We start from the raw sequence: 12401 nt of genomic DNA on the forward strand, positions 1-12401 counted from the left end.
TTCCTCACATCACCTCATGGCGATTACGCCATATAACCATATTTAGTTTAAAAAAATTACTCGAGTGACTGTTTCCGGGCTTCCAGGTCTGACAGTAACACCGTTTCCATGCAGGAAAAGAATCCATCCAGACAGCCGCAGGTCACTCGATAATAATTGAGCGCCCCTTCTTTGCGGGCTGCGACCAGCCCTACTTCTTTGAGAATTGCCAGATGCTTGGAAACCGTGGACTGATCTGCCCCCACCTGTTCGGTCAGATCCCCCACGCACAACTCCTGATTCTGGAGCAGGTCCAGCATCAGCAGCCGACTGGGATGCGCCATCGCTTTGGCGATTTTGGCCCGGGCTTCATATTGTTGGCGTGTTTTTTCTTTCATGGCAATATGACCATATTACCCTTCGCCAACCTAAACGTCAACACTCAAAATGCGATCGGTTCAATCAGAAAATTGAGCCAGAAGAAATCTCTGAAGTATAGGCACATGACTGCGTTCCGGTTCTTTCACGGAAGTCACCAGCGTCAACCGGGGTTGTGAGAGTTCGGCGATCCGCTCCTGTAGTTCAGACAGACGCTCCTCCAGCTCCACCCGATAGCGTATTGTAAACTCATGATATTGATCGGAATGACTGTGAAACCATTTCCGTAATTCGTTGGAGGGAGCCAGTTCTTTCGCCCAGACATCAATGCCGGCTTTCTCTTTGGCTACACCACGGGGCCAGAGACGGTCAACGAGCACACGCATGCCATCCGCGGTTTGGGCTTTATCGTAAACCCGCTTGATCTGGATCCTGCTGGTCATGGGATCGCTCTTAGAGAGACTCTGATATCAGGCGTCAGGGACTTCCAGCCGACAGCAGCCGAAGTCGAGATGCTGTTTGCCCGCTTTGCTGACGGCGGCTACTTCAGGGTGCAGATTGTAGACGACGAACCGTCCCTCTTTGCGTTTTGTGACCAGTCGGGCGTGATACAGAATCCCCAGGTGATGCGAAATATTGACCACTTCTTCTTCGAGTGCTTCGGCAATCTGACTGACAGTCCGTTCGCCATCACGAAGCAGGTCAATGATGCGGAGCCGAATCGGCTCTCCCAATGCTTTCAGTTTTTCAGCACACAAGTCGGATTGGAGCCGATCTTTAGACATGTTGTTACCATCGCTGCAAGACAGGAAATCCTCCCCTGTTCCTTCATCAGGCGGACAGCCGCGGCAATCAGCCTGCGCGGGGATTCTGGACCTGATTGTAGCATAAACACCGCGCAGGGACAGCTCCAGTAAATGGGAAACCTGTTTTCTGCCACTTTTCCCCAGTTGCTGTACAGCCTGTGTAATTTATCAGTGTGGTCTGTTTTATTCCTATCACCGTGGACTAAGTTAAAGAATCGCTTCTACGGATCTCAGCTGGAACAGGAAACCGGACTGGTTGCAGCCTCGATTTCGATCAACGACTCTGCCAGCGAAGATGACCGCAACTGCTGATAGACATTAGCCGGCAACATTGTCTGACGCCCTCGCTTCAGCGTCAAACCTTGATCGAGTGACAGCTCAGCGAAGGGCCCCAGATAAACCACATTAGCAAGCGATTCACTTTCTGGTTCCGGCTTGTGTGCCTGCAACCTGGTCTCACGCAGTTCGGCCTCCCCTACTGTAAAACAGGCCTGGCTGCGATATGTCGTCAGGCTGATCCTCTCAAAGCCCGCCGCTTCGAGATCTGCGAGCAGCGACTCCAGAACGGGAACCTGCTTCACCACACTCGCAGGCCCCGCAAGGTTAAGAGCTTCAGTCACCCGCCGGTCTCCCGTCAGACAATGCAGGTTGAGTGTCCCTCCCGGTTTCAGACAGTTCGCAACCTGTTTCAGAAACGGTCGCACCTCGTCAGCGGTCCCCTCTGCATTGAAGCTTCCCTGTAAGGCGACATCGTCCAGAGACTCAGGAGTTAAATCGGCAGGGATCTCCAGGGGCTGGCCCAGACGATGCGCCCACTTCTGTTGTGCGTTCTGATCCCGTCCTGTTGAACAGACAATTGCCTTGGAAGTTGGTCCAGCAGCATCAGCTATCGTTTCCCCGCGCACCGCTTCCGGCACATGTCCTGCTCCCCGGTGTTCCAGATCTCCTTCCAGCAGATACATCTCCCACAGATTCTGATCCGGATCGTGTAACCAGAATTTCGACTGTTTTGCATAACAGCACTCAACCCCCTCTTCACGTTGACTGGAGATCCCTGCCAGTTCGAGTCGGCGCTGCAGTGCCACCAGTTCTTCGGCGCTGTTCAATCGAAACCCCAGGTGATTCAATGCCCCGCGTTCTCCGGGATCGACCGGCTCCAGCGACAGTGTGAGTGGTGGATTATCCAGCTCAAATTTGGCGTAGTCTTCCCGCTGTTTTGTCGCGGGGACGCCAAACACCTTCGCAAAAAAGGCAACGGAGCGGGGGATGTCAGCGACATTCAGGGAGATATGAAAGTGAACCGGTTGTTCTGTATCAGAGAATGTCATTTTATGAAACTCCTGTCGAAGAGGATTTAATTTGTGGAAGCGGAGTCAGCCAGCCAATTACCGCGGCGCAGAACAGGCAAGCCGCCAGCAGATACAATAAGGGGTGATAGGAACCTGTCAGCGTCTTACACTGAGCAAACACCAGGGGCCCCAGTGCCGATGCCAGCACGGTCATCATCTGTGCCAGCCCCTGAATTCGTCCCAGGTGTTTCCGTCCATAGAGAGCCGGCCAGACCGAAAAGAACATCACTGTCAGTATGCCGCCTGCGGAAGCACTCACGATAACATAGCCTGCCACATCGCCGCTGGTCTTCAGTCGAGTCAACCAGATCATCGAACCGGACAACATGAATAACGAGAGCGCAAGCAACCGATTGAATGACCATTTCAATCCAAGAGCGCCGGCGAGCAGGTTACTGAGCATCCCGACGCCGGTTCCCAAGGCGAGTGAGTTATAATAGACCTCTTTGCTGAATCCCTGGTCGGCCAGGATGGATTCATTAAATAATGAAATCCCCGAAACGATCATGCCATACAGAGAGATTCCGGAGGCGAACACCCAGAACGCCGGCGTTCGCATGGCCTGTCGCAGTGTATAACTCTGTTGTTCCGGTTGGTTCTCGGGTGATCTGCTTTCTGCTGAATCCGCAGGTGGTGCCTGACGGTCGCGGGTGATGAGCGCCAGTACAACAGTGGCCCCCAGAATGATCCAACCTGTCCCGGACCAGAAGACGCGCCAGTTGAGGTCGGCACACTCCCGCCCCAAAAGTGCCGCCGCGATGAATCCCACCGACATCAACACTGAATAGATCGCCATCGGCAGACTGACCTGTTTATCAAACCATTTGCCGACGATCGTGATACTCACGACCGACAAGGCACTCTGCCCGAAGCCGCGGGTTAACATGATCGCGAGGAACAGCAGCCAGACCGATGTTACCGTGGACATCCCCACTACGACGGCTCCCAGCAGGCCCATCACAACCGTCAGCGTAAGCCGAATTCCGTAACGGTCAATGCACTGCCCAACCCCCAGGCAGAACAGCGCTCCCAACAGCGTCGCCCACAGGTTGATCATTCCGTAACTGGCCCGTGTCAGCTGAAAATCAGGGTCATTCAGCAAACGCTCTGTGATCATCCCCAGTCCATGTGTACGCCCCGGGAGTGTCGCCACCATGGCGACAGCAGCCACTACGACCATCAACCAGCGATAGCCTGAAAATCCGGAAACGGAGGCTGGCAAGCTTTCGGGTTGTGGAGGGATGCGGGTCTCAGTTGACATGAACTCGACTCATTTAAACCAGGTGTTCGTGAGGCCATACTCCGCATAACGCTTACGCAGATAGACCTGAAATTCTTCGTAATGCGCTGTCCGCTGCTGTCCCCCATCTGAGAACGCGTTGTAACTCAGGTACAACTGACGTCTCCACGAGGGGGACAGATTGGGACCGGAGCGATGCGGGGTGAAACCATCAAAAATCGCAATGTCACCCGGTTCGAGTTCCAGAGGCACCACCAGGGATTCATCCACCGTTTCATCCGGCAGGCGATGATAGGTGCCATCTTCCGGCGAAAGAGAGCCTTGCTGATGGTAGCCGGGAAAGACTTCTGTGCAGCCATTCGAAGCATTCGCGGTATCAAGTGGAATCAGTACGGTCAGAAAACTCCGCGGAAATCCAGGCCAGGCGATCCAGTCCTGATGCAGTTCATACCCTTTGGTTCCCGGTTGTTTGAAGATCAGCTTATCCTTGAAGAGACAGGCTCGTTCCCCATACAAATCATGCAGCACATCCAGCAGTCGCGGATCGAAAGCAGACTTTCGGATCAACGGACTGAGATCGATCACCGGGTCAAACGTTTCCCACAAACAGTCGCGGTCATCATACGTCTGCTGGAAACGACACCGTAAATTGTGCTTATCAATCAGATCGCTCTGGTAAGTCAGTTTCCATGCTTCCTCTGAGAGGTCCTGCATCTCTTCCGCGTCGAATAGACCGCGAAGAATCAGGAAACCATCCTGCTTCCATCGAGAATACTCAGCGTCCCGTAAAACGCGTCGTTCTTCAAGCTGCACCATCATTTCTCCCGCCGTCAGGTCTGATGAATTTGGACTGGTAGTAAAACTCAACGCTTCGTTTCAGAACTCACCCAGCACTTCCCCACCAGATCGGGTAGACAGACTCCGCCAGAGATTCCCGTCAATGCTGTCACCAACAAAGCGGACCGCTCCGTCACAGAGCAGCAGATTTACGCCTCCCGTATGATTGCTGCGGGCCGCTTTCCAGCCAGAGGCGATGTATCCCTCGCTGGCAGTCGCGTTGGCCACGCAGTCGTAGTTCTTGGAATTGGGTCCATAGTAGTGGTTATAGGAGGCGCAACGTATTTCGCCCGAATACCAGGCGAACTGGCGTTCGTTAGACTGGTTCCACGTTGTCGCAGCAGCGCAGTTGGCATCACTGATCAACGAACCGAAAGCCAGATTTCGATAATATTTTTTCTCCGAACCAGGGGCGGCTCCCGTTGTCTCCGCCCCCTCTCCAATCAGACTCTCTGACATCGCCGCTGTGTTGCTGGTCCCGTCAGTAATATCACGAAAACGGGTACTGGAGTCGGCATAGAAGACGCCATCTGAACGATAGGGGGAACCATGCTCTACGCCACCTGTCGCATCCAGTCCACTGCCCATACTGGCTGCATAATTCGTGGGTCCGATTCCCCCCGTGACGCCATAAGCGGCAGATACCTTGCGCGAAATATCAGAAGGACAGAGATAAAGATTGATTAACGTCGAGGCCGCCAGTTGGTTATTACTGTCGGCAATGATCCAGGCACTCCCCGAGTTGGCATACGTGGGGGATTCCAGATTCAGCAGATTGTAGACGGCCGTCTGTTCCAGAAAGGGAGTCAGATAAGCCATCACGCCCCAGTTCCCCTGGAAGTAACCGATATATCCACCTGATCCTGGTTTTCCCCCGGGAATCAGGTTCGGTGGAAACACGCTGTGTGCACTCGCATAATTGTGCAGGGCGATTCCCAGTTGTTTGAGATTACTTTTACATTGCGCCCGCCGGGCAGCTTCCCGTGCCTGCTGAACTGCAGGCAACAGCAACGCAATTAAAATTCCGATGATCGCAATCACGACCAGCAATTCGATCAAAGTAAAACCACGACGCATCTGCGGTCGCACCTGTGCTCTGTTCTGACTCATCATGTTCTCCAATGCAATTAATATTACATTCTTATGATCGTCAGAATATAGATCGTTCCTGCAGGTGTCAATGATCTATTTTTATTTTTGCGATGAAACCGCTTGGCCATTTGGATTGCTGATTTTGAGAGATATTTGTCATAAATCATCCCTTTTCAATTTTCCGGGTAAACGATCCCTTCATAAAACTGCCAGCGGAACAATAATAGAATCAGGACTATATACTAACCCAGCCGGCACTTTATCAATCTGTGGTTTCAACAACATGACCTGGATGGAATGGTACAACACACTCTCCAAACCGGGATGGACTCCGTCCCCGGGAACCATCAGCCTGATCTGGCAGATCCTGTATCCGATCATCCTGATCTCTTTCGGTTATGTCTTTTACCAGACAGTACGGCGTCGCTATCCTGCAGCAACGGTAATGCCTTTCGCGATTAATCTCATTGCCAATCTGAGCTTCACCCCGCTGTTTTTCGGTTTGAGAAATGTGCCTCTGGCTACACTGGATATTCTGGTCGTCTGGTCTACAATCCTCTGGATAATTTACTCGATCTGGCCTCGCTCCCGATGGGTCGCGTTGGCTCAGATTCCATATCTGATCTGGGTTTCCATCGCCACGACGATCCAGGTCAGTATTTTCTGGATGAATTGAGGAGCCTGGCAGTCTGGTGTCAAAAACAAAATCACAATCATCGATCAGGCTGGGACTCTGTTGTCAGTTTCTGGAAGAACCGATCAAATTTCGGAATACCACAGTCAAATCCAACAGCCAGATGGAACGGACCGCCGCCCTGGAGAAACTGGCGCGACTCTGTCGGGAAAATGCAGAAGCACTCCAATCGTCGTTGGAATACTGTGCCGCGCACAACATCGGCTGCTTCCGCATCAACAGTCAGATTCTGCCTCTGAAAACTCATCCTGAGTGTGGCTACGACATGCAGGACCTGCCCGAGGGGAAGGCAATCGTCAAGCTGTTCAAACAGTGTGGCCAGTATGCCCGCGAGCATCAGATTCGTACCTGCTTTCATCCCGATCAGTTTGTGGTACTCAACTCCCCGCGTAAAGAAGTCGTAGAACGTTCGATAGCAGAACTCGAGTATCAGTCCGAAGTGGCAGAATGGGTGAATGCGGATGTGGTCAATATTCATGGAGGGGGTGCCTACGGAGACAAGGAAAGTGCCCTGGCTCAGTTCGCGGAGAACTTTAAGCGTCTCTCGAAACGGGTCCGCAGCAGACTGACCGTGGAAAATGACGACACGACCTACACTCCCGCGGACCTGCTCCCGCTCTGTCGCAAGATAGGCATACCGCTGGTCTACGACGCGCATCATCACCGCTGCCTGCCTGATGAGCTCTCAATTGAAGAGGCTACCGAACAGGCAATTCAGACCTGGGATCGCGAGCCGATGTTTCACATTTCCAGTCCCCTGGAAGGCTGGAAGGGACCGAAGCCCCACCGACACCATGATTTCATCAATGTGCGTGATTTCCCAGATTGCTGGGAAGACCGCGAATTGACCGTCGAAGTCGAAGCCAAAGCGAAGGAACAGGCGGTGCTGAAACTGATGCAGTCACTCCGCAATCGAAAAAAATAAATGAGAATCGGAATCTCGCATATTTCAGTGAACCTGAAATCCGGGGTAGTGTCTTCCAGAACATCATGAACACGACACACCTCAACAATAAGTTTGCACGCATGGGCGCCCGGGTTAAATTTCAGAGTCCGCCTGTCATGCGTCCTCGTTTACGACCGCGCATGTCCAGCCTGGATATCCAGGAAGACCGTCGAGGCGAGTACTTCGATATCACTCTGCAAAGTGCTGCCGAGCCTCTGGTTCTCGACCTGCAACCCGATGATCGTCATCTGCTGCTGCTGATTCGCGAAGCAGAAGAAAAACACAAGTTTCTGTGTGGTCATGATGAACGTCACTGGTTCGTGGCAGCGATTCCTGAAAAAGCCCCCGTAGGTACGGTGCGACAGGCGAAGGAAGCTTTGAAACCACATCTCGTGCAAGTAGCGCAATCTGAGAAAAGAGTCGCAAACAAATCCCGCAACCGACGTAAAAACGCGGCTTTTATCCGGCAGGGCGAATGGTTCTTTCTGCCGGTCCCAGAGCAACCTCAGGCAGGAATGCTGATTCTGCAAAATGAACCCCTGACGCGTGGCAACGGAGGCAAACCACACTGGGCAGATTATTGTATTCGAACCGGAGGAGAGACCGTGCTGGTCTCCAATCGCTATCGATCCGGGTTATCCCACATTCAATACCAGCGACTGATCGAAAAAAACAGTAATGCCCGAAACTGGAACTGGAGGACGATGCAGCGGAATCCCGAAGTCTATGTGAAAGGTCGGATTCGCCATCCCGATCATAAAACAATCCTGCTCCCTGACTGGCACCGAGTTGTCATGAATACAGAAAATCAATCTCGTGCGATGCGGAATGTGGCGTTTCTCGATTAACCTTAATTTTTAATGAGAGCAACCCGCCTCAAGACGGCTCCACTCCCGTCGCCCCAAGCAGTTTCAGATTCAGTGAACCACCGCTGATCAACATCTCATCCAGGGCATTCGAAATATCTTCGGTGGAAATCTCACCGGTCCCCTCACGTTCAATATGAAACTGTACCGCCCGTCGCATCAATTCTTTGATAAACGCAGCGGAGACGCCTGATGTGCGTTTCAGAACTTCCTCAATCTCTTCCTCTCCAACAGAGACTCCTGTCGAGTAAAGCTGGATCAGTTTACGTCGTCCTTCTGCGTCTGGAAGAGGAAATTCGATCGCCTGATCGACTCGTCCCGGACGTGACGCAAGTGCGGCTTCGAGTGTCTCCGGTCGATTGGTGGTGAGAATGAACAGGATTTCCGCTTCTGGTTTCAGACCATCCATTTCATTGAGCAGCTTGTTAAGCAGAACCTCTTCGCAGGCACTGTTCATCTGCCGGCGGTCCCGGGCAATCAGGTCGACATCTTCGAGGACAACAATACTCGGCTGCAACAGCCGCGCCAGCGTCATGTATTCATCCAGCATTCCGACCTGTTCAGCAGAAATCAAAAGGGTGGTATGTGCGGGCAACGCATTCGACAGGAAATGAATGGTATGCGTCTTTCCGGTTCCGGGTGGACCGTAAAACAGGATTCCTTTTTTGGTCGACTGTTTGAATTGAGAAAGTCGCTCGCGCTGTTTGACAAACTGGATCACATTCCGCTCCAGCAGTTCCAGCGTCTTAGCCGGCAGGATTACCTGATCACGGGATACTTCACGAAGCTGATGGACACTGATACCTTTCGACTCACCCGAGTAGGAATGTTCCAACTGTTGCAGGGAGAGTACTTTTCCCCGGTATGATTTGGCCCGTTGGATGGCTTGTTCCAGATGCGTAAATAATTCCTGAGCAACCCGGGTCCCCTCCGGAGAATTGGGAGTCCCCACATGCAGGGCCATTCCAGTGAACCGGCCAAAATGCCCGACAGGTGTCAGCAGCGCAGCAAATCGAACCCCCTGTTTTTCCAGAAACCAGAGTCCCATTTTAAGAACTCTAACCGGCCGTTCCCCGCCGACATTCACTTCTTCATATTCGGGAGGTGTGGTGAGTGTCGTATGGTGGCGATTGGTGACCATGCAGCTGGCAAGCGTGACTTCCTGATGATGATACTCGTCCCGCACACCGCAGAAATGCCTGATTTTAAGATCGCTGTTCAATAACTGGTCGATGGCCATCTGTAAATCGGCCCTGACACGTAGCGGAAATACGCGTTCCGTAATCACGATCTCGCTGGTGGGTAATGGTGCGAAATGCCGTACGATCAACGGCGCAACAGTGTCAGCCGGGGTGCGCCTCTGCCTCAACCAGGCCATCAGTCCTACAGCGACTCCCGCCCCAAAGATCAAGCCTACAAACAGCCAACCCACGTCTTTCATTGACGACTCCTCAGAGTAGAAACGATCTCAGGTTGTGCCAGGCCTGAACGAGTGATTTGAACCTGCTTCGGATATACCCTGAATCCGATCGATATTCAAACCGAATCTTATTTATTCAGATGAGGAATCACTCTTTGAGGTTCGCTGAGTCAGACAGAATCCCAGACTGATCAGAAAAATCAGCCACTCACCGGTCGCCAGTGAGTACGTCGTCCCGCCGATTCCTTCGAACAGGAAAAAACTGGCACAACGAAATAAGACCAGGCAACCATGCACGATCAGACAGACCGTCAACGCATACCGCGTCACAGCGGCCTGACAGAGGGGCCAGAGAAAGATCAGACCTAAAGCCAGTTCCAGACCGCCATACACCACCAGGAACTCCGACTGCCCGGACCCTCCCTCCAGCGTAAAGCCCACCGACTGGGATGTGGATGCTGGGGTGATCGCACACCAGACTGCAAGCATCAGATACAGCCCCCCTACCAGGGCTAACCAGACTCGAATCATCAGTCAAAACTCCTGTGCACTAAAGATACGCTGAATATCTCGAGAATAGACGATCCCCGTCCCATGGTCAAACTGTGGTGAACCTGGTCGCGTTTCCGACTGTCTTATTCGCAAGGCATACCAGCCAATGAGGGTCTGCGCGGAATCCCCGCAGGTGCCTGTTTCTCTCTGCGTTGTTTTTAGCTCAAGCTCGATTCACCTGAAAGTCGATAGACCACGACATGAATTCGATCATCACACTTTGTTGTCAGATCTGTTGTCCAGGAACGGCTTTCGTTCTTTGGGAGAGGGTGTGTTGATTGTTATCAAAACCTGATCAGATCTGATCAAAGTACCATATCTCATCCAAAGGGTTGAAAGCCATCGCTTTCAACCCTTTTTTTATTGGCCTCGTTTCAATCCCGGAAGGGTTGCTGTAATGAATAGTGACGCATGGATCACCGTGTGTATTGTGGGTTTCCTGTTTATCTCGCTGGTAAAAAATCTGGCTCCCCCGGACCTGTTGTTTCTGAGTGCCACTACCATCCTGGCAATCCTGGGAATCATTTCTCCCCAGGAAGCCTTTGTCGGATTTTCCAACTCCGGAATGCTGGCGGTCGCAGCCCTGTTTGTGGTTGTGGCCGGACTGCGTGAAACCGGCATTCTCGATCTGATCGGGCATCACGTCCTGGGGCAGACACGCAGCGAACGCAGTGCTTTACTCAGGCTTTCGGGAGTTGTGCTTCCGCTGTCGGCGTTTTTGAATAACACGCCGATCGTCGCGATGTTTGTTCCCGTGGTCATCGACTGGAGTCGTCGGCACCGTATTGCCCCCTCCCGCCTGCTGATTCCACTCTCCTACCTGGCCATTCTGGGAGGCACCTGCACCCTGATCGGCACTTCAACCAACCTGGTGATTAATGGACTGATGCTGGAAAGTGGATTACCGGGTATGTCACTTTTTGAAATCGGCAAAATCGGTGTCCCTTATGCCTGCATTGGGATCGCTTACCTGTTCTTTGCGGGACACGCCCTGCTCCCCGAGCGGCAGGAACTGCTGGAACAGTTAAGCGAATGTCAGCGGGAATACCTGGTCGAAATGGAAGTCCAGTCCGGCTGTCGTCTGATTGGCCAGACCATCGAACAGGGCGGTTTACGCCAGTTGCCGGGCCTGTTCCTGATCGAAATCGATCGCCGCGGAAAGATTCTCTCCCCTGCAGGTCCCGAACAGATTCTGGAAGCAGGCGACCGCTTAATCTTCACAGGCATTGTCAGCAGCATCATTGAATTGGAAAAAATCCCCCATCTCATCCCCATTGCCGATCCAGACTACGAAATCTCGCCCCGCAAACAGCGTAAACGCCGACTGTGCGAAGCTGTGATTTCTGCCACCTCGCCCCTGGTGGGAAAATCCATCCGCGAGGCCGATTTCCGCGCCACTTATGGAGCGGCGATCGTCGCCGTTCATCGCGCCGGGAAACGTATCGAACAGAAAATCGGTGATATCAGTCTGCAAGCCGGCGATACTCTGCTCCTGCAGACTCCGCTTCATTTTCTGCGTGCCTACCGCCACGATCTGGCGTTTTACCTGATCAGTGATGTCGATGACTGGCGTCCCATCCGGGCAGACAGAGCCTGGATCGCTGCCCTGCTCTTCTTCATCCTGATGGGCCTGATGATTTCAGGTGTCATGCCGGTGGTACTCTCCACCATGCTGACCGCGGTTCTCATGGTTCTTCTGGGCTGTCTCTCTACCGGTGATGCCCGCCGGAGTATTGAATGGCAGGTGCTGATCACCATTGCCGCAGCATTTGGAGTCGGTACGGCACTTCAGAACTCCGGTGCCGCTACCGAGATTGCCAGTGCGTTTGTCTCCTCAACGCAAGCCTGGGGACCAATCGCGGCCCTGGCGGTAATCTATCTGCTGGGATCAATCCTCACAGAGCTGATTACCAATAATGCTGCTGCCGTACTGTTATTTCCGTTTTGCCTGGAGACGGCCCGACTGTATGACGCCAGTCCGCTGCCGTTTCTCATCGCCCTGATTCTGTCTGCCTCCGCCAGTTTTATGACACCGATCGGTTATCAGACCAACCTCATGGTGTATGGCCCGGGCGGCTATCGCTTTTCTGACTTCATCCGCATAGGCACACCCCTCAACCTGCTGCTCTGGATCACCGCGGTGATCCTGGTTCCCTGGATCTGGCCATTCTGAGACGGGCGGTGGTATGCCTTCCATCGACTGTTATAATGAACGGGTATTCTCTCGGTTCAGGGATGTTTT

13 protein-coding genes are annotated in these 12401 nt (G+C 52.9%); 4 read left to right on the forward strand and 9 right to left on the reverse strand.

Annotated features, from left to right (window positions below):
- Nucleotides 1–56 precede the first annotated feature (56 nt).
- From HG66A1_RS21505 to HG66A1_RS21535, 7 genes are all read right to left on the reverse strand, one after another.
- Nucleotides 57–377 (reverse strand): ArsR/SmtB family transcription factor, encoded by a 321-nt coding sequence (locus HG66A1_RS21505; protein WP_145112146.1) that lies wholly within the window; start codon nucleotides 375–377, stop codon nucleotides 57–59.
- Nucleotides 378–437: 60 nt separating this feature from the next.
- Complete coding sequence (locus HG66A1_RS21510; RefSeq protein WP_145188821.1) at nucleotides 438–800, reverse strand: DUF488 domain-containing protein; 363 nt, start codon at nucleotides 798–800, stop codon at nucleotides 438–440.
- Between the two features lie 27 nt (nucleotides 801–827).
- Complete coding sequence (locus tag HG66A1_RS21515) at nucleotides 828–1142, reverse strand: ArsR/SmtB family transcription factor (RefSeq protein WP_145042370.1); 315 nt, start codon at nucleotides 1140–1142, stop codon at nucleotides 828–830.
- Nucleotides 1143–1393: 251 nt separating this feature from the next.
- Nucleotides 1394–2491: an ArsI/CadI family heavy metal resistance metalloenzyme gene (locus tag HG66A1_RS21520; protein ID WP_145188824.1), complete on the reverse strand. Its 1098-nt coding sequence runs from the start codon at nucleotides 2489–2491 to the stop codon at nucleotides 1394–1396.
- 1 nt (nucleotide 2492) lies between these two features.
- Entirely contained in the window at nucleotides 2493–3773 is a 1281-nt protein-coding gene (locus HG66A1_RS21525; RefSeq protein WP_145188827.1) for a CynX/NimT family MFS transporter, read from the reverse strand.
- A 9-nt stretch (nucleotides 3774–3782) separates the two neighbouring features.
- Nucleotides 3783–4571 carry a phytanoyl-CoA dioxygenase family protein gene (locus HG66A1_RS21530; protein WP_145188829.1) on the reverse strand — a complete coding sequence of 263 codons (789 nt, stop codon included), beginning with the start codon at nucleotides 4569–4571 and terminating at the stop codon, nucleotides 3783–3785.
- 57 nt (nucleotides 4572–4628) lie between these two features.
- Nucleotides 4629–5666, reverse strand: coding sequence for a DUF1559 domain-containing protein (locus HG66A1_RS21535; RefSeq protein ID WP_197996739.1), 1038 nt, complete (start codon nucleotides 5664–5666; stop codon nucleotides 4629–4631).
- 298 nt (nucleotides 5667–5964) lie between these two features.
- On the opposite strand from HG66A1_RS21535, the gene HG66A1_RS21540 reads away from it, so the two are divergent.
- The 3 genes from HG66A1_RS21540 to HG66A1_RS21550 all read left to right on the forward strand — a co-directional run bounded on the left by HG66A1_RS21540 (nucleotide 5965) and on the right by HG66A1_RS21550 (nucleotide 8169).
- On the forward strand, nucleotides 5965–6357 hold the full coding sequence (locus HG66A1_RS21540) for a TspO/MBR family protein (RefSeq protein WP_232106635.1): 393 nt from the start codon (nucleotides 5965–5967) through the stop codon (nucleotides 6355–6357).
- Between the two features lie 16 nt (nucleotides 6358–6373).
- On the forward strand, nucleotides 6374–7300 hold the full coding sequence (uvsE, locus tag HG66A1_RS21545; RefSeq protein ID WP_232106636.1) for a UV DNA damage repair endonuclease UvsE: 927 nt from the start codon (nucleotides 6374–6376) through the stop codon (nucleotides 7298–7300).
- Between the two features lie 65 nt (nucleotides 7301–7365).
- Entirely contained in the window at nucleotides 7366–8169 is an 804-nt protein-coding gene (locus HG66A1_RS21550; protein ID WP_145188841.1) for a hypothetical protein, read from the forward strand.
- 28 nt (nucleotides 8170–8197) lie between these two features.
- Here HG66A1_RS21550 and HG66A1_RS21555 read toward each other — a convergent pair whose 3' ends face one another.
- Nucleotides 8198–9628, reverse strand: coding sequence for an AAA family ATPase (locus HG66A1_RS21555; RefSeq protein ID WP_145188844.1), 1431 nt, complete (start codon nucleotides 9626–9628; stop codon nucleotides 8198–8200).
- A 111-nt stretch (nucleotides 9629–9739) separates the two neighbouring features.
- Nucleotides 9740–10138, reverse strand: a complete 399-nt coding sequence (locus HG66A1_RS21560; protein WP_145188846.1) for a DUF4345 family protein — start codon at nucleotides 10136–10138, stop codon at nucleotides 9740–9742.
- Between the two features lie 418 nt (nucleotides 10139–10556).
- Here HG66A1_RS21560 and HG66A1_RS21565 point away from each other — a divergent pair, with 418 nt between their 5' ends.
- Nucleotides 10557–12332 carry an SLC13 family permease gene (locus HG66A1_RS21565; protein ID WP_145188849.1) on the forward strand — a complete coding sequence of 592 codons (1776 nt, stop codon included), beginning with the start codon at nucleotides 10557–10559 and terminating at the stop codon, nucleotides 12330–12332.
- Nucleotides 12333–12401: the final 69 nt, after the last annotated feature.

Source organism: Gimesia chilikensis (assembly GCF_007744075.1).
GTDB classification, from domain to species: Bacteria; Planctomycetota; Planctomycetia; order Planctomycetales; family Planctomycetaceae; genus Gimesia; species Gimesia chilikensis_A.